This is a genomic window from Rubidibacter lacunae KORDI 51-2, assembly GCF_000473895.1.
Classification (GTDB): Bacteria; Cyanobacteriota; Cyanobacteriia; order Cyanobacteriales; family Rubidibacteraceae; genus Rubidibacter; species Rubidibacter lacunae.
This window is the reverse complement of the sequence record NZ_ASSJ01000079.1, coordinates 173,848-191,469: the sequence shown is the minus strand read 5'-3', so window position 1 is coordinate 191,469 and position 17,622 is coordinate 173,848. Positions and strand designations below refer to the sequence as shown.

Sequence of the window (17,622 nt, the reverse complement as noted above, 5' to 3'; positions counted from 1 at the left end):
ACCGGAGTAATGCTGCAGAAGTTGGTTGAAGAGCCGATCGGTTTTGGAGGGTTCTGACTTGCGTCTGGGCATGGGTTGCGGTCTCCTATTGGGTTATCTCTCTGACCGCTTACACAAAAAACTTTACAGGCTCGGCAAAATGACAACGCTTGTAACGACGACGCTCCACTCGATACGTCCGACCGTCCGGAACTTGCTGCCGCTCGAGCGCTGCCCGTTTTTGTCCGAACGCAATTGCGGGTGCTTGTTACTTCCTCGAACGCCTTTCAATTTACAATCTATTGCACTCTCTCTGTCAAAACTCATGTCTGCAAACACCGAAATCTATACCTGGAGCTACTGTCCCTTCTGTGTCCGTGCTAAAGCTTTACTCTCCAAAAAGAACGTTGAATATAGGGAGTACATTATCGACGGCGATGAGAGTGCGCGCGATGCGATGGCCGAGCGTGCAAATGGCCGGCGATCGCTGCCCCAAATTTTCATCGATGGTCGCCACGTCGGCGGCTGTGACGATCTGTACGAACTGGAAGCTATGGGCAAACTCGATCCGCTGCTGGCTGGCTTGCCGTCCTGAAGTTTAGGGCGCTCTGGACTGGGTTCTGTTGACATTTTAGAAGTTGCACTTTTGATAGAGTCAGCTTCCTAGGCGAACGTCACCTGTAGCGGAGAGTTGGAACCTACCAGTGGAGCTCGGTCAACTTTCGCCGATCGATCGCCTGGCTTGCAGTCTCTGAGGCAGTCGCGTGCCGATCGCCGCGGTACGATACAAAACGTCTAGCAGCACCCGAGCGACGTCGGGCAGGATGTGGCATGAAACTGGCGTTTGTCATCGACCCGATTGCCGATCTCGACCCAACCCACGATACGAGCGTGGCACTAATGGAATCCGCGCAGGCGGCTGGGCATGAGGTGTGGGTGACACAAATGATGGACCTGAGTGCGAGCGGTCGCGAAGCCCGCGCGCGGCTGCAACCCTTACGGTTGACACCAGTATCGCTGGTTGAAGCGCACTGGGTGGCTGCAGCACGCTGGTTTGACACCGGTGAAGCGGTGGCACGGCCGCTGGCCGAATTCGATGCGATTTTCGTGCGCACCGATCCGCCCGTCGACGCAACTTATTTGTACGGCACGCAGATACTGGACTTGCTAGATCCCAAACACACGCTCGTGGTAAATTCGCCGCGCGGGTTGCAGGCAGCCAATGAAAAGCTTTACGCGCTGAACTTTCCCGAGGTCGTACCGACAACCATCGTGGCAGCAGATAAGGCAACGATCCGGGGCTTCGTGGCCGGGCAAGGCCAAGCCGTGCTCAAGCCGCTGGATGGCAAAGGCGGTGAGGGGATTTTGTTTTTGGCAGACGGCGATCGCAATTTCCATTCCATGGTGGAAGTGAGCACGCGGCGGGGGCGAGTGCCGGTGATGGTGCAGCAGTTTTTGCCGGAGGCAAAGTCAGGAGACAAACGCGTCATTCTGCTGGCTGGCGAGCCGATTGGCGCGGTCAACCGCGTGCCGTCGGGGGAGGATTTTCGCGGCAATATGGCAGTTGGCGGGAGTGTCGAGCGGGCGGAGATGACCGATCGCGATCGCGAGATTGCTGCTGCCGTCGCGCCGCAGTTGCTGGCCGACGGGCTTTACTTCGTCGGACTGGACGTCATCGGCGGCTACCTAACCGAAGTGAACGTTACGAGTCCGACCGGCATCCGAGAGATCGATCGCCTCAACTCAGTTCGTCTGGGCGATCGCGTCATTAGTTGGCTGGAACGATATCTGGAAGGACGTTAGTTCGCTTAAGTCCCAATTGATAGCAGCGAGAATATTTGAAAATGTTTGAAGAAAGAAGCTTAAGCTTTAGAAATCGCTGCGCTTGGGCTTGCCTACTGGCTTCGGGATAAGCCCGCCGCTCCATTTTGTCTTAGCCTTGCTGTTTTTTCCCATACAAAAGGGGCGAGCAAGTTTCTTACATCGTAAAGGTTGCTTCACAACCGCCCCGATGTGAAGCGATCGCGTCTAGTTCAACCGAACGTGTCGCTACCGACATGGATTTAGGGCTTGCGGAAGTGGAAGATTCCCCATGCCAGATAGCCCTTGCGACCGCCTTCGATCCAATGCTGCAGTCCCTTTTGCATGCGATCGCTGTAGCCCTGGCTGATGCCTGCTGCCAGAACTTCCGCTGCCCGATGTTGCAGTTCCTGCAGAACGCGCGTGTAGTGTGCCGTCAGCTGTTCCGAATGCGATTCATAGGACAATTCTGCCAGTCCGACCTTCCGTGCCTGTTGGCGGTAGAATCCTGGCGAGCCAAGCGAGTCAAGATGAATGCGATCGAGAATTGGCTGCAGCACATTCTGCGGGCAATCATCGGCCTGCATCGGATCGGTGAAGACGAACTCGCCGCCAGACTTGAGGACGCGTGCAATCTCGGCAATGACGCGATCGCGCTCGCCGCTATGCAAAATCGCATCCTGGGACCACACCACTTCGAACGACGCATCCGGAAACGGCAAGTGTGCGAAGTCGCCCTCCACGACCTCGATGAGGCGATCCAACCCTTGCTCGCGATTCATCGCGCGATCGCGCGCGTTTTCAACCTCGCTAAGGTTGAGCGCCACGCATCGACAACCAACCGTCCGAGCCAAATGGCGCATCGAACCGCCGTAGCCGGCACCCAAATCGAGGACTTTTGCACTTGGGTTTAGCGTTTGCAGCCGGGCGGACATGCGCTCCACCGTCCGCTGACTGGCTTCCGCAATCGCTTCGTCGGGCGTTGCATACAGTCCGATATGAATGTTCTCGCCGCCCCAAATTGTGAAGTAAAAGGTGTCGGCGTCGCTGCTGTTGTAATAGTTGCGCGCGGTATCGACCGCACTAGTTGGTGCTTGAGTCACGTGATTGCTCTCAAATTCTGTACGCAAATTTTCACGGCATACCTACAGTCTCGTCAGACCCTTACCAAGTATCCTCAGCGCGATCGCGCTGGACGACTCTGTCACTCCGACTTCATCTAATCTGGCTGGGATAAGAGCCTATGGAGGGATGCGGCTAGTCTTTACGCGCGACGTGAATGAAGAAATCCGGGTCGTCTTGGTGGTAGGTCTCCTGGAAGTCCCCATAAGTGGTCACCTGCTGGAAACCGACTTCCACGAGCAATCTCCGCGTATACTCCTTGCGCAGCGGGAACATATTCAGGTGATACTCCGAGCCATCCGGGAACTGATAGCGGAAACGTGCCAGCCCATCATCCATATGCTCCGGCTCGGCTTTAACGTTGTCGCCGCAGTAATAGTAGGTATGTTTGGTACTAAAACCGGAGTCGAGAATCGAGTCGTAGTTGCGCTGGTCCAGAATCAAAATTCCGTCGTGATTGAGCGCAGCATAGAACTCTGCCAAAGCCTTGCGGCGATCGCTTTCTTCAAACAAGTGCGTAAACGAGTTGCCGAGACAAACGATCGCGTCGAACTTTTCTTGCACGTCACGCGTCAGATAGCGCCAATCTGCATGAAGCGTCCGCAGAATCTGACCTCGGCGCGTGGCGTTATCAAATGCCTTGACGAGCATTTCCATGCTACCGTCGGCGCTCGCTACATTAAATCCAGCCTCGAGCAAGCGAACCGAGTGGAAACCCGTTCCCGTTGCAACATCGAGAACTCGCTGAACCCCGTGCTCGCGCAACGTGCGGATGAAGAAATCGCCCTCGCTGGTAGCGCGCGCACTCCAGTCGATTAGCTCATCCCACTTTTCGACGAAGTTCTGTACGTACTCCGCCTGGTAATGATCGCTATCGCGGATGGCAAGCGGATTGCTGCCGTAGTTTTGTTCTTTAATTCGGCTGTCCTGAACTGCGCTCATAATTCCCTCTGGTTTTGCTGTGCGCGTGCGGTGCAATCTCCACCCCTACAAGCCAGGTGGATCGCCATCCGCAGAGAAAGGAGCCGCGGCGCGCTCCAGAGGTGAATGAACAGCTTGAAAAACCAAGACCGCAAGCAAACGCGACCTCGCTCCCTGTCCGGCAGCCCGCATATGGATCGCTCGAACTGCGATCGGTTTTGTATAGCGGATAACATGACGAGCAGCCAACTTCTGAGACAATCTTTCGAAAGGAAGGCATTATTGCATATTCGCAACATTGCATACTCGCCGACCCTGCCTCGACCTCCGAGCGACTGCAACGTGGCAGCCCTCCCTAACAGCGACCAGGTGCGAACTGGTCGGTCGCGAGCTGCGCGCAGAGGCATTCCCAATGGACCTGGAGATGCCTATTACCCGCAGACTTTCGGGCAGCTTATAAACCCAACGCGATAAATAAGTCGCGCTTCTCAAAGCCCCCCTCATTGAAACTCGGATATCGGGTTCTGTCTAGAGGTTATTTGGCATGGGAGCACGTTTTTTCCTGGGTTTGGACCAGCAAAATTATTGGGCGGATGCCTCGAACCCTTGCCAATGAAGGACTTGCTACCGATAGAAATTTCTTATTGATTGTTAGAACCGATTGCCGAAATCGCAACTCGCTCCATGCACTAATCGTCACCAAACTTAATAAAAGTCTCAATCTGTAGAGATTTGCCGGTGTGATTCGGTTGCAATTCCTTTCCCGAAGAACTTCGGCGGTGCTTGTAGTGTGTAAACCTCGGTCTCGGTTGCGATCGCGCGACGGATGTGGGCAGGAGTTTGCAACAATCCGAGGAGTGTCGTGCCATCGAAAAAACGCAGCCCTCCGGCCGTTCGCGCGGCGAGGATTCGGTCGATTGCCGCGGGGTCGGGACGCGTGTCGAGTAGGCGTTCGGAAGCAAGCGCGAAGCCCCACGGCGCTCCGTAAGTAGGAGTAAAGGACGAGTATGAGCACACGTGCGGGAATACGGCAGCAACTGTATTGACGATCCGCGCGTGGAGCGTTAGCCCTGCCGGCGCAACAGGTCCGGCTTGTAAAACGAAACTGCCGCCAGGGGCGAGAACCTCATGAATTTTCTGAAAATACTCGCGGGTAAAGAGTTGAAATGAAGGTCCGTCTTCAACCGGATCCGAAAGGTCGGAGATAATGACATCCCAGCGTTCAATTGTGGTATCGAGGACTTCCAACGCATCGGCGATCGCGACTTCGGTGCGCGGGTCGTCGAAGGCGCCAGCGTGCATTTCCGGCAGGTGTTCGCGGCATGCGGCCACCACATCGCCGTCGATATCGACCATTAAGACCCGCTCGACCTCGTGCCAGCGCAGAACTTCCCGGGCGGTAGCTCCTTCACCTCCGCCGAGGATCAACACGCGCTTGGGCGCACCACAGGCCAGAATTGCCGGATGCACGAGCGCTTCATGGTAGAGGAATTCGTCACCCGTGCAAGACTGCCATTTGCCGTCGAGTAACAGACCCTTCCCGTATGCACCGGTCTCAACGACGTACATTTCCTGGAAAGCCGTCTGCTTGTGGGCAAGCACGCGGGTAGCGCCGTGCAGGTAAATGTCCCAAGGCGTAATGTATTCGCTAATCCAAACATCGGCGTTAACGGTGCTGCCAGCCACGATCGCTGTGCTCCTTTGCTCGGGAACTCACCAGAAAGAATATCAGCATGAAACTCTAGCACGAGCAGGAGCACTCGCCAATCGGGACGCAGCCCTGCTGCAGGGCAGACGTATACCAATTTTGAGTTTACGAGAGGATAGGGGTTTCAGCGGATGAGAGCGTTGGAACTCAGCTCTCCGGTGCTCAACAAACTCAGATCGAGCCGCGCTTGTTTGGAGACTTGATTCGAGATCCTACTTATCCATATGCCCTGAGCCGCACGGCGACCGCGGGCTTAAGCGTCGGGCAGTGAATGGCCTGAAATTGAAATCCACTTGCCTTCGCAGGAAATTGAAATCCACTTGCCTTCGCAGGAGACCTGAATGATGGCGCAACCTTTTTGCAAAACTTCGACTAAACGGTCAATATTCGCACAGTTCAAGTATGAACGGCTTTATCCCTACCTCGAAAAGCAGTGGAAGGTTGCGAGCAACTAACCCTTCCTTATATTGCAGAAGTTCGACGAATTCGGCCCAGATGGTATGAGCGTGTTCGGGGAGCGGGAGCCGATCGAAGGCTAAGACTGCAAGCGCAGCGGAGCCGTTTTGTAATTTTTCCGCGCAACTGTTGTTCTTACAAGCTTGTGGCGGCTAGCAGCACTAGCTGAGGAGAACGAACACCACTTGTCAGACAAAGCCAAGGGCAATGTTGCCGAGCAGGGTGCTGAGTCGTCGTGTTCCTAATCAGGGAGTCCTCACTCACCTAGGAATCGTACATGCACTGATTGAAGCAACTCGGCGATCTAAAGATGCTCGCGAACTAGCCGCGATCTTTATACAATTCAGCATAGATGTGATGACATGCGGCTTTCTCAAAGCAAAAGACCGAAGCTTTCCCGCAGCAAACGCGCGATTCGATATTTCCACAACTGACTTTTTCCGCGAACTGGAAGCAGAGTCATTGGCATCATTTCTCCTCAGGGCGCTCTGAGCATAGCGTTATTGCAAAAGAAGCAGCGCGATCGCCGCGATCTATGGCATGAATCAAAATAGATTCAGATAAAAGCCATAACGAACTGATAGAGATCCAGCCAGATACAACCGCCTCGTGGACAGCCTCAATGAGACACTCTGGCAAATTTATCATTACTGCGTGGCTTCAATCAAAATGTGGCCTCTAAAAATAATTTTAGGAAATTGTTGTTGTGGCCAAAACGAAATTTATTACAGTATGTTTGCCTCGATGCTACTGGTACCTGCAGGAAAAGTTTAAGTTTGCATAGTAAGTTAGGGTGTATTGTTGTAAAATTAGCAGTACAGCACTTGGTCTTGCCAAGGAAACTCCTCAGTAAAATGGAGTTAGCGGCTTACCATTATTGCCTATTTTCGTATATCCAAAGCTCGAGCACAGGTGCCTCTCACCTTCTAGAAAGATAATTCACATCGGCATGCAAAGAGGCATTGCAATGCGCTAGAAACTAGCTCGCGCAGTGAACCTAGACTGTTTAAAGGATCGAGCAGTTTCTAGTTTTCTACCAGATAGGTGACATGTGCCCTTGGGATCTAACCGAGAATGTTATATACGATTTAGGCTAAGTCTCCCAATCGGATTGAAGCTTTCTGCAAAACCCTAGTAACTGACTGTCTAGCTACTCTGCGATTGTCGCGATTGCGCGCTTGCACGCCAAAATAGTCTCTGTACGAAGACCACTTCTACTGATACTCGATAGATATAATCAAGGATGCGCGTGGCTAACAGCGAGGCATTCGCGCAGTTGGCGAGACGACTCCCAGCAGTACTGGAGCCAAACGGCACGCAGATTTAAAATGAATCCTATTTTACAATACCCGATCTTCGGGGCCGAAATCCACTGTCCGCACTGTCGCCAAACTATTCCCGCGCTAACGCTCACCGACACTTATCTCTGTCCCCGCCATGGAGCATTTGAAGCAGAACCCAAAACTGGTGAACTCGTGCATCTTCAGTCCGGTCGGCGTTGGCGGCGCTGGAAAAGTGAATGGTACCGCCAACACACCCATCCCGACGGGATTCGCTTCGAAATCCACGAAGCCCTCGATCGCCTCTACACCCAGGGCTACCGTGCTACACGCGTTATTGTTGCCCGTCGCTACCTCGAACTCGTCAGCGGCTACCTAGAGCGCAACACTTCTTGGCGCAGCGATGCCAGCAGCGACCCTCCCCGTCTGTACGGATTGCCCATCGAATTCAGCTCCGATAGCGATGGCGATCCCTGCTGGGACGTGATTAACTTCGACCTCGAGAAAGAACCGGGCGTCCCCGTTCGCTATCCTTATTTCCGCCTATTCGAATAGCCGCTCCTGGCGACGATGGTTCGTCTGTTTTACCCCTCCGTTTCGTCCTAATGCATCACGCTTCCATCCGTACGGCCGACATCCACTGCGCGATTGCTTTCTACGAGCAGCTTGGTTTCCGCGTCTGCGAGCGTTTTACGACCAGTCTGACGCTCGCGTGCTGGATGGAAGGGCTGGGCGGGCGCATCGAACTGATCGAGATCCCTCTGCCTCACCCCGCTCCTGACGCCTTTCACGACGAACACTACGTAGGCTACTACCACCTGTCATTCGACGTGACGCACCTCGCCGAGAACATGCAAGCATGGCTCGAGCAACTGCGATCGCGCCTGAGTGCTGCGACTCTAAAGCCCCTCCAGGTTTTGCTGGAACCAACTCAACAGTCGATCGGAGATCGCATCTACGAGGTTGCCTTTGTCGCCGATGCCGACGGACTGCCGCTGGAATTCTTACACCTTCATACGTCGCGTTCGCTCCCTTCTTGACCGGCGACCTGACTCGCTCTCGCAGCCAGCAGCGGTACCTGTTGCTGCGCGATTCACACCATCCGGACTCGCTAACTGCTTGCGGCAATTGCTTGGAAGCAATCTTATGGCAGCCAGATAGGCAACGCTTACTCGGAATCTCAGCTCTATTATCGAAATGAGCAGGACTCGATTTAGACTTGTTGAGAGCGGAGAGCTAAGTTCAAGCACTCCAGATCGCTGAAACTCTGCTTCGGTCCTGGCAAAGAAGTCCTAATACGTTTGCCCTGAAGTAGCAAGCATTTGCCTTGCAAACCGTCCCCAGGTAAAGTTACACTTCGTTAACAAACTTCAGTTTAGGATGCTGATTTTGTAGGGTTTTCAGCTTTCATCTTCGGTCGCCTCCAGTGCCCGGGGTGAAGCGTATAAGCTCGCTAAATTGGGAAGAAGCGTTCACCGCAGTCACGAAATTTCAACAAGAAGGAGGAGGAGCGTAACCAATGGGACTCCCCTGGTATCGCGTTCATACAGTCGTCCTGAACGATCCGGGACGCCTGATTGCCGTCCACCTGATGCACACGGCGCTCGTTGCCGGGTGGGCAGGTTCGATGGCGCTGTACGAGCTGGCCGTGTTCGATCCCAGCGATCCCGTCCTCAACCCCATGTGGCGTCAGGGCATGTTCGTTTTGCCCTTCATGGCGCGACTGGGCGTCACTGAGTCTTGGGGCGGGTGGAGCATTACGGGCGAGACCGCACTCGACCCTGGTTTTTGGTCTTTTGAAGGGGTTGCGATCGCGCACATTATTTTGTCAGGACTGCTGTTTCTAGCGGCCTGCTGGCACTGGGTATTCTGGGACTTGGATCTCTTCTTCGATCCCCGTACGGGCGAGCCTGCTCTCGACCTGCCGAAAATGTTTGGCATTCACCTGACATTGTCTGGCTTACTTTGCTTCGGATTCGGCGCATTTCACCTGACCGGCTTGTTCGGTCCGGGTATGTGGGTTTCGGATGCCTACGGTCTGACCGGGCACGTCCAACCCGTTGTTCCCGAGTGGGGGCCGGCAGGCTTTAACCCGTTTAATCCCGGTGGAGTTGTTGCCCACCACATTGCTGCTGGCGTTGTTGGCATTATTGCCGGGTTGTTCCATTTAACGGTCCGCCCGCCCGAGCGCCTCTACCGCGCCTTGCGGATGGGTAACGTCGAGACCGTTCTTTCTAGCAGCATTGCGGCCGTCTTCTTCGCGGCTTTCGTCGTCGCCGGAACCATGTGGTATGGCAACGCCACGACGCCAGTCGAGCTGTTCGGTCCGACGCGGTACCAGTGGGACCAGGGGTACTACCAGCAGGAAATTGACCGTCGCGTCAACACTGCAGTAGCAGCAGGAGCAACCCTAGAGGAAGCTTGGCTCCAGATTCCAGACAAGCTAGCATTTTACGATTACATCGGCAACAACCCTGCGAAGGGCGGTTTGTTCCGCGTCGGTCCGATGGATGAAGGTGACGGCATTGCCCGTGGTTGGCTCGGCCATCCGGTCTTTGTGGACGCTGAAGGTCGCGAGCTGACCGTTCGTCGCATGCCTAACTTCTTCGAGACATTCCCGCTCGTTCTGCAAGACAAGGACGGGATCGTGCGTGCGGACATTCCGTTCCGTCGCGCTGAGTCGCAATACAGCATCGAGCAGACGGGCGTCACGGTCAGCGTTTACGGCGGTCAGTACGGCGGTCAGACTTTTGAGGATCCGGTGGACGTGAAGAAATTTGCTCGCAAGGCGCAATTGGGCGAGCCGTTTGAGTTCGATCGCGAGACCCTCGATTCCGATGGCGTCTTCCGTACGAGCCCGCGCGGTTGGTTCACTTTCGGCCATGCGGTCTTCGCGCTGCTGTTCTTCTTTGGGCACATCTGGCACGGTTCGCGCACGCTGTTCCGCGACGTGTTTGCCGGTGTCGACCCCGACCTCGAAGAGCAGGTAGAGTTCGGCCTCTTCGCGAAAGTGGGCGACCTATCTACCCGTAAAGAGGAGGAGTCGGCCATTTAGACCGAAGATCTAAAATCCCGACGTCTAACAGCGACTTACTTACAGCCTTCCTCCGAACTAGAGGAAGGCTGTGGCATTCCTGGGCAGCCCTCTGTTGCAGGAACAGATCGTTGATAGACTGTAGCTAGCAGAACTGGCTTTAACCACCTATGGAGAGCGTCGCTTACATCCTCATCTTGTCCCTTGCAATTGGTGTTTTGTTCTTTGCAATTGCCTTCCGAGACCCGCCGCGTCTCAATAAGTAACCGTCCAGACCCGTAAATTTTTACTGTTGGCGATCGCCGGCAGGAACACTCAGTATCTGAGCCGAATCATCCCCTCTGAAACTGTCAAAAGTTTGGGAGTGGGTTTTTGGCTCAGATATCTGATATCCGAGCAGTTTCCCACGCGCATGTAGCGAACAGTATTCGTGCCGATCGCGTTGATTTAAAGAATCGCCAATGCAATGTCCAAGATGTCAGCATACGTCCACTCGCGTTTTGGAGTCGCGCGTTCCGAAAGATGGTAAAAGCGTCCGTCGGCGTCGGGAGTGCATTCGATGTTCGTTTCGTTTTACGACTTACGAGAAGGTCGAAGAGACGCCGCTGCTCGTGGTCAAGCGCGACGGGACTCACGAGCCCTTCGATCGAGAGCGGCTGCTTACTGACATCAACCGTGCCTGCGAAGGAATCGATGCAATGCAGGGACGGACGAAGGGTATAGTCGACGAGATCGAGCGGCAACTACAGCGTCGCGCCGATGGCGAAATATCCCAAAGTGATCTCGCCGACCTTGCCTTGAGTGCCCTCCGCCGCCATAGCGAGATAGCCTACTTGCGGTTCGCGATCGCATACCACCGCTATCAAAGTTTGCAGGAAGTAGAGGAGTTGATTGCGGCGTTAAATGCCTTGCGCGTTCATCCGCCGCGTGAGGGCGATGCGTCGCTGGCCGTGTCTTCCTAGCGTGATTCGGGCTGCTGGCGAAAGGGTATCGGCAATCGCACGACCCCAATGACTCAAACTTTTAGCAGTATTAGCCCTGCCAGCGCAAGGCAGTCGGTGAATAAAGGTGGTGCTCCGGCTTGACGCAATCGGTGGCAACGTCTCGGGCGTTCTTTTAGGAAACGTTATGCCTCTTTTAGGTAAATCCCCATATCGCCTGGGGCAGACGCATACTTGGAAACTCAGCTCGATTTTCACAATGAGCTGGGCTCGATCTGGACTGGATGAGAACAAAGAGCTAACTTCAAGCACCCCTGTTCGCTGAAACCCCAAATCGGACATAGTCCATACATCTGTATGCGCTTGCCTACCCGTATCGCCGCAAAGCTTGCAAAAATGCTGTAAATCGTAGAATAATATCTTGGGTGTTGGCTTTATAACCGCTTGTTTCAGCTGTTGCGGTAACTCATTCGATGAAAATTCCTCCTCGTTTCAGTCGCTGGATTTTGAGTTCGGCTGGGGGCTTTGCTGCATTATTCCTGGGCCTTTCCTCGTTATTTGCCGCCGAACTTGCAGTTTCTTTCTCCTTTGGCTCGCGCGGCTCGGGTGACGGTCAGTTCACCGAACCGCGTGCAATTGCTGCAGATAGTAGCGGCAACTTATACGTAGTGGACGGCGGTAGGGATGACGTACAGGTATTCGATAGCAGTGGCACATTTTTGTTTGGCTTTGGCTCGCGCGGCAGCGGTGACGCTCAGTTTATATCCCCGTCCGCGATCGCAATTGACGGTGATGGCAATCTTTACGTACTCGACGTTTTTAGACGCAACGTCCAGGTATTCGATAGTTCCGGCACGTTTCGATTTAGTTTTGGATCCCGCGGTCTGAAGCCCGGGCAGTTCATCGCTCCAGTAGGAATTGCCATTAACAGCCTGGGCAAGCTGTATATCTCAGATGCAGGCAGGGACTACGTGTTGGTATTCGACAGGCAGGGGGAGTATCTGTTCGAATTCGGCTCGCGCGGTTCGGGTAACGGTCAGTTTCAGTTCCCTGTAGGTGTAGTTGTCGACAGCAACGATAATGTGTATGTGCTCGACAGTACCAGGAGAAACGTCCAGCGATTCGACAGCAACGGCACATTTCAGTTTGGTTTTGGATCTTCTGGCTTTGAAGACGGGCAGTTTCGGTTCCCAGCCAGCATCGCAATCGACCGCGACAACAATCTGTACGTGCTTGATAATCAGCGGAAGGACGTACAGGTGTTTGACAGTCGCGGTAAATTTAAGTTCGGTTTTGGTGACTTCGGTCCTCGCGGTAGAAGACTCCGGTTCCCCAGCAGTGTTGCTGTCAGTGACAACGGCCGAGTGTACGTGACTGATACCATCAAACAGCCTGCCGTTTACGTGTTCTCACAGTAACCTTCTTGGAATGTTCTCGCGCAGGAGAGCACCCCCCTCACACTCGTTCAATTTTCCCGAGGCAACTGACACGCGACCATGGTTTAGCGTCTTCTAGATAAAACGTTGCTATCTGGAGTTTTGGGGTCCGACCTACTCAACTCGTTACAAATCGCGAGCAATAGAGAACGCCGGACGAGTGCAGACACATAGTACTAGTTACGTCGGTTTCGAGCGTGAAGCCGATACTCAGTGTCAAACTGCGGTTTGAGATTCCAGTACATTGGGACATTCGAGTTGGCGTTCCTTTCCTGCAGCATGACCTGCACCGATCAAAAAGTAAGACCCGTAGTACTGCCAAGCTGGAAGAAATACAACAAGAGGCTACATCAAATTTTTACACTTCAAGCCCAGTCGGTCTGGCGACAGACTATCTCCCAGGGTCTCTGCCTCGACGAGCGTGATAGGCTCCGCGGACTATTCTTGCAGGGCAAACGCATGCTTGGAATTTCAGCTCAATTTTCACAATATGCGAACCTCGAGCTGGACTTGTTGAGAACAGAGATCTCAGTTCAAGCACTCCAGAACCCCGCAACCTAATTCGGTCCAGCCAAAGAAATCTGTATGCGTTTGCCCTAGTTACTCTGCTGGCAGGTGAGTTGACGGATAATAGATCTTCTGTCATGATAGTAAACGCGTTAAACAGCGTGATGCGGGTATAGCTCAGCGGTAGAGCGTCACCTTGCCAAGGTGAATGTCGCGCGTTCGAATCGCGTTACCCGCTTTTAAAACTAATTTTTAATGCCTTGGGGTAGTTCAAAGCATCTAATGCTTCGCATTTTTTTGGATCCCCTCGAAATTTTGCTGCGAGCAACGAGCAAGTCTTCAGGTATTTCTCTTATTGCCAGGGTGGCAGGTCCGAAGCAATACCAGAACAGCCTCAGTGCGCAACAGGCAGACACTAGAATCTCAATCCCGAAACGGGAGCGCTCTGGCGTGAGGTTTGACCGAGCTGGAACCGTATAGAACTTCACGCAGTGAGGGATGCTAGAATTCGCTGAAAGGGATCCGGCAGCGCGATCGTTGCTATAGACTTATGTTCCTAGGGCAAAGTCTCTGCACTCTAGAGATTCGCGACAAAAAGTTCTAGGCAGTCGTTCGGGCAACCACCAAAGGCTCCATTCTTTGTGCTTGACTCTAAATGTATCCTTGCCCCTGCGACCGTCACGCTCGCCTCCAGCCAATCGTGCTGACAGAAGCGTTTAGCTACAGTTGTTGCAAACAGATTTTTGTGGTTGAGGCCGGCGGTTGTGTAATCGAGCAGTTCAGTTACTCGCAAATCGCTCTATATCTCTTCTATATAATGGTCTGGTAAGGGTTGGCACCTGTCACGCACCCAGGATGCCGGGATGATGGCTCGCCGGTCCCAGTTGCGGCCGCACAGTCTTTCGGGCCGAAGTTTTTGATATTTCCGGCAATCTATGGACTGCATCAATTGGATATTCTCAGCAGTTAATGATTTCCTTGAACCAAGTTCGCTTGTTGGGCTGGGTATCGTGCCTGGCTGCGGCGTTGCTAGTTGCTGGGCTAGAACGTTACTGGGGGCGAGGTCGGTAGCGGTAGAGCATGGTGGGAACTGATGCAGTTCGGCAACCCCCCAGCTTTGTGTCCGTAGCTGTCCGGCAGGCACGAGATGCAGCTCGGGTTCTAGCAACGGCCGAGGGAAGCGACCGGAACCGAGGCGTCGGTGCGATCGCCCTCTTTCTAGAGGACAATCGCGACGATATCCTCGAAGCCAACACGCTTGACTTGGAAATGAGCCGCGAGATGGCAGTGCCCGATCTCGTTCAGGAATGGTTGAAATTGACGCCCGAGCGCTTGCAGACGACAGTGACAATTCTGCGTCGTTTGGAGAAGCTATCGGATCCGCTCCAACAGGTCACTAACGCGCCCTATCAGCTCGATCCATCGCAGACCTACGCCCAGCAAATCCCCCTGGGAACGGTCGCGCTCGTGTACGAAGCGTTTCCCGAACTGGCTGCAATTGCAGCGGGACTCTGCTTGAAAACAGGCAACGCGCTCTTATTCCGCGGCGGTCCGGAAGCAACCCATTCGAACGCGGCGATCGCATCGGTGTTGCAGCAGGCGCTGGCAGCAGCCAAGCTACCTACCCGCACTTTACAGCTGCTGCCGTGCGAAGAGTCATCGATCCAAGAGCTTTTAGTACAGCACGAGTATGTAAATCTAGCCATTCCCTATGGCCGGCCGGCATTAGTGCAGCAGACTGCTCAGTCCGCTTCGGTCCCGATTTTGCGTTCGGCAATGGGCAATTGCTACTTGTATTTGTCCTACAGCGGTGACTGCGAGCTAGCTGGCTACGCGATTGCAGACAGCCACGAAAGCGAACCCGATCCCGTCAACGCGATCGAGAAGGTACTGGTTCATACTGACGTGAAACCGACTGCGCTGCAGAATATCTTTCACTTTCTCGATACCCGAGGTTTTGAGTTGCGCGGTGATGCACGACTTTGTGCCGAGTATCCCGAACACCTGCAGTTGGCAACCGACAGCGAGTGGGGAGTTGCTTACCTCAACAAGATCGTGGCATTCGGGGTAGCAAACAGTATAGAGACGGCGATCGAGCAGATTGCTAGGGATAGTAGCGGTCATGCTGACTGCATCGTTACCGAGTCCTATCGCGAGAGCCGTCAATTCGCCCTCGGGGTTGATAGCGCGCTCGTTTACATCAATTCTTCGCCGCGCTTCTACCGTCACTCCCCTCAAGGCGAGTCAGTATTCTTAGGCATGTCAAACCAGAAGGGTTATCGGCGCGGCTTTATCGGACTTGATAGTCTAACCACCTTCAAGCAGGTCGTACAAGGAAATGCTCGGCGAGCTTGAGCACCGCCTACCATATTGCAACTGCACCCATCAGACCTCGTCGCGAGATCGATCGGGGGGCGATCCAGTCAGAGCAAGTTGTTGCGATACCTACATCAGCTGCTCGTCACTGTAGAATCGGTAAAATAAATATTCGTCGCGGAAACCGTGTTCGTCCATAACGTGGTGGACGATCCCGCGGTCGAGTAACATCTGACCGATTTCAACGGCCTCGACGCGAGTGACACTGCAGTTTTGTACCAGCCAATCAACCACTTCCGAGCCGACAAAGCACCGAGGATAGACATTTAGGCGATAGCGGCGATCGCCGATCTTCACGCCACCGTGAGCCCGCATCCGATCCACGAGCTTTTCGAGATCGATATCTGGGGCTTGCCGGACCACGGACGTCACCGATGACAGGGCTGAATGATACGGATCGGGTTCGCCGGCGCGATCGGTATCGGATGACAGGCTTAGCTCGCCGTTTCCTTCCGGCAGGTCGACATGACCGCGTTGCAGCCAAGCTGCTAGCAGGCGCTCCACTTGAGGGGACTTGACGTGGACGTCGCGTTGCGGAAAAGGCACTTCGACACCGTATCGCCGAAAGCTGGCTTCGATGCGATAGTTGAGTTCGCTTTTAACGCGCGGCTGCTCTTTCGGATCGGCTGTCCAGGCTAGCAGCTCGAAATTGAGCGAGCTGTCGCCGAATTCTTGGAACCAAACCTGCGGGCGCGGGCGCAACAGTACCTCAGGGTGGTTTTTGGCCGCATCGAGAAGTGCAGCTTTGACACGCTTCACATTGGAACCGTAGGCAACTCCAACAGAAATGTGCAAGCGCGATACCGGGCTTCCGTGGCTCCAGTTGATGACCTCGCTCTCTAGGAAGCGCGAGTTCGGAATAATAATCGTAACCCGATCGAGGGTGCAGATTTCCGTGTGGCGCGCGGCAATGCGCTGAACAATGCCTTCCCATTCGCCGACGCGTATGAAGTTGCCGACTTCAATGGGTTTTTCGAGGGTAACGATTAAACCGCTGATGAAATTGTTGGTGATGTTCTGCAGACCGAAGCCGACACCAACGCTGAAGAAGCTAGCCAGCAGTGCTAGCGAGCCGATATCGACACCCCAGGCTTGAAGCAGAAGCAGAACGCCCAGAAACATCAATACGTAACGCAGGAACAGCGCCAGAACTTCCTGAGTGCCGTGAGGTGTTCCCGTGCGGTTGAAGACATAGGTTCTGAGTGCGCGCGTTCCTGCCGCCACGGCAAACCAGAGCCCTACGGTCATCAGAACCAGCAGCGAGAGTTGCACTAATGAATACTGTTTGCTTCCGAGCGGAATAAGGTCGTCTGTCATCCACTGCAGCAAGCGGTAGCGTCCCGATCGGAGTTTAGGCAGGCGAGCGCAGACCCACCAGACAACCGTCAGCCACGCTGAAAACTGAAGCGCGGTCAATAAAGCACGCAGAGCACCTTGAATTGGCTGCCCCCATTCATAAAGAAATGTTTCGGGTTGCTCGCACCATCCGGCGAAGGCACGCGGGACGAGCTGCCGCAGGAAACCGAATGCAAGGTGCAGCAGCAGTGCGAGCCCCACCGCGCCGACGCTCATGAGGAGGGCACGCAGGCGGTAGGAGGGCGATCGCTCCATACGTGCTTTCGCAATTGCTTGCTCGATAGTATTCTTCCAGGTGTTGGCCTGATGCAAGGGACTGTTGCCCGGAAGCACGTCTTCGTCGGCGACCGTGACGAGATTGAGGCCGCTATCCACAGAGCGGATGACAACGAGCTGGTCGTTGGTTCTCACGTCGAGATCGACCTCGAGATTATCGAGGTCGTCGCGGAGCTCCTGGCGGAGAGCCCGACCGATCAAGTACGCACGTTCCTCCGCACTGAAGCGACCGGCATCACCGACGCGAAAAAGGACGCGCCCGTCGAGGACGACGGGCGCGCGTTCGTTGTTGGCAAAATTCTGTGCTTGAGTGGGCGCGATTGCGAAGCAGAAGGCAGCCAGAGTAAGGGCCAAGCCGGACAACAAGCGGCGGTGCAGGCGGATGGAAATACGGTTCATGGCGGATCCGGCAGGACAGGCGGGCTCTCGT

The 17,622-nt window shown here is 54.5% G+C and carries 13 protein-coding genes and 1 tRNA gene; 10 read left to right on the top strand and 4 right to left on the bottom strand.

The genetic code is table 11. The features are described 5' to 3' along the window. The first annotated feature begins 304 nt into the window (after window positions 1-304). The gene (gene grxC, locus KR51_RS14930; RefSeq protein ID WP_022608919.1) at window positions 305-574 is read left to right on the top strand and encodes a glutaredoxin 3; all 270 of its coding nucleotides are present in this window, start codon (window positions 305-307) and stop codon (window positions 572-574) included. Between the two features lie 236 nt (window positions 575-810). Further along, window positions 811-1,782, top strand: a complete 972-nt coding sequence (gene gshB, locus KR51_RS14925; RefSeq protein WP_022608918.1) for a glutathione synthase — start codon at window positions 811-813, stop codon at window positions 1,780-1,782. Between the two features lie 260 nt (window positions 1,783-2,042). Here the strand turns inward: gshB and KR51_RS14920 are convergent, their stop codons facing one another. The 3 genes from KR51_RS14920 to KR51_RS14910 all read right to left on the bottom strand — a co-directional run bounded on the left by KR51_RS14920 (window position 2,043) and on the right by KR51_RS14910 (window position 5,508). Beyond that, window positions 2,043-2,882, bottom strand: a complete 840-nt coding sequence (locus KR51_RS14920; protein WP_022608917.1) for an SAM-dependent methyltransferase — start codon at window positions 2,880-2,882, stop codon at window positions 2,043-2,045. Between the two features lie 154 nt (window positions 2,883-3,036). After that, a complete protein-coding gene (locus KR51_RS14915; protein WP_022608916.1) occupies window positions 3,037-3,843 on the bottom strand; it encodes a glycine/sarcosine N-methyltransferase in 807 nt (268 codons plus the stop codon). A gap of 696 nt (window positions 3,844-4,539) precedes the next feature. Further along, the gene (locus KR51_RS14910; protein WP_022608915.1) at window positions 4,540-5,508 is read right to left on the bottom strand and encodes a fused MFS/spermidine synthase; all 969 of its coding nucleotides are present in this window, start codon (window positions 5,506-5,508) and stop codon (window positions 4,540-4,542) included. 1,806 nt (window positions 5,509-7,314) lie between these two features. Here KR51_RS14910 and KR51_RS14905 point away from each other — a divergent pair. The 8 genes from KR51_RS14905 (at window position 7,315) to KR51_RS14870 (ending at window position 15,539) form a co-directional block, all read left to right on the top strand. Next, window positions 7,315-7,821, top strand: a complete 507-nt coding sequence (locus tag KR51_RS14905) for a TIGR02652 family protein (protein WP_022608913.1) — start codon at window positions 7,315-7,317, stop codon at window positions 7,819-7,821. 50 nt (window positions 7,822-7,871) lie between these two features. Beyond that, a complete protein-coding gene (locus KR51_RS14900) occupies window positions 7,872-8,306 on the top strand; it encodes a VOC family protein (RefSeq protein WP_022608912.1) in 435 nt (144 codons plus the stop codon). A gap of 479 nt (window positions 8,307-8,785) precedes the next feature. Beyond that, on the top strand, window positions 8,786-10,321 hold the full coding sequence (psbB, locus tag KR51_RS14895; protein ID WP_022608911.1) for a photosystem II chlorophyll-binding protein CP47: 1,536 nt from the start codon (window positions 8,786-8,788) through the stop codon (window positions 10,319-10,321). 149 nt (window positions 10,322-10,470) lie between these two features. Then, on the top strand, window positions 10,471-10,566 hold the full coding sequence (locus tag KR51_RS18455) for a photosystem II reaction center protein T (RefSeq protein WP_022608910.1): 96 nt from the start codon (window positions 10,471-10,473) through the stop codon (window positions 10,564-10,566). 195 nt (window positions 10,567-10,761) lie between these two features. Next, a complete protein-coding gene (nrdR, locus tag KR51_RS14890; protein WP_022608909.1) occupies window positions 10,762-11,262 on the top strand; it encodes a transcriptional regulator NrdR in 501 nt (166 codons plus the stop codon). 452 nt (window positions 11,263-11,714) lie between these two features. Continuing rightward, window positions 11,715-12,659: an NHL repeat-containing protein gene (locus KR51_RS14885; protein ID WP_022608908.1), complete on the top strand. Its 945-nt coding sequence runs from the start codon at window positions 11,715-11,717 to the stop codon at window positions 12,657-12,659. A 691-nt stretch (window positions 12,660-13,350) separates the two neighbouring features. After that, window positions 13,351-13,422 (top strand) — tRNA-Gly (locus tag KR51_RS14875). 842 nt (window positions 13,423-14,264) lie between these two features. Beyond that, a complete protein-coding gene (locus KR51_RS14870) occupies window positions 14,265-15,539 on the top strand; it encodes a glutamate-5-semialdehyde dehydrogenase (protein ID WP_022608906.1) in 1,275 nt (424 codons plus the stop codon). Between the two features lie 90 nt (window positions 15,540-15,629). Here KR51_RS14870 and KR51_RS14865 read toward each other — a convergent pair whose 3' ends face one another. Next, window positions 15,630-17,591: a mechanosensitive ion channel domain-containing protein gene (locus tag KR51_RS14865; protein WP_022608904.1), complete on the bottom strand. Its 1,962-nt coding sequence runs from the start codon at window positions 17,589-17,591 to the stop codon at window positions 15,630-15,632. Window positions 17,592-17,622 lie beyond the last annotated feature (31 nt).

Coding starts and splice junctions, on each gene's coding strand:
- grxC (WP_022608919.1), top strand. CDS start 305: ATGTCTGCAAACACCGAAATCTATACCTGGAGCTACTGTCCCTTCTGT.
- gshB (WP_022608918.1), top strand. CDS start 811: ATGAAACTGGCGTTTGTCATCGACCCGATTGCCGATCTCGACCCAACC.
- KR51_RS14915 (WP_022608916.1), bottom strand. CDS start 3,843: ATGAGCGCAGTTCAGGACAGCCGAATTAAAGAACAAAACTACGGCAGC.
- KR51_RS14905 (WP_022608913.1), top strand. CDS start 7,315: ATGAATCCTATTTTACAATACCCGATCTTCGGGGCCGAAATCCACTGT.
- KR51_RS14900 (WP_022608912.1), top strand. CDS start 7,872: ATGCATCACGCTTCCATCCGTACGGCCGACATCCACTGCGCGATTGCT.
- psbB (WP_022608911.1), top strand. CDS start 8,786: ATGGGACTCCCCTGGTATCGCGTTCATACAGTCGTCCTGAACGATCCG.
- KR51_RS18455 (WP_022608910.1), top strand. CDS start 10,471: ATGGAGAGCGTCGCTTACATCCTCATCTTGTCCCTTGCAATTGGTGTT.
- nrdR (WP_022608909.1), top strand. CDS start 10,762: ATGCAATGTCCAAGATGTCAGCATACGTCCACTCGCGTTTTGGAGTCG.
- KR51_RS14885 (WP_022608908.1), top strand. CDS start 11,715: ATGAAAATTCCTCCTCGTTTCAGTCGCTGGATTTTGAGTTCGGCTGGG.
- KR51_RS14870 (WP_022608906.1), top strand. CDS start 14,265: ATGGTGGGAACTGATGCAGTTCGGCAACCCCCCAGCTTTGTGTCCGTA.
- KR51_RS14865 (WP_022608904.1), bottom strand. CDS start 17,591: ATGAACCGTATTTCCATCCGCCTGCACCGCCGCTTGTTGTCCGGCTTG.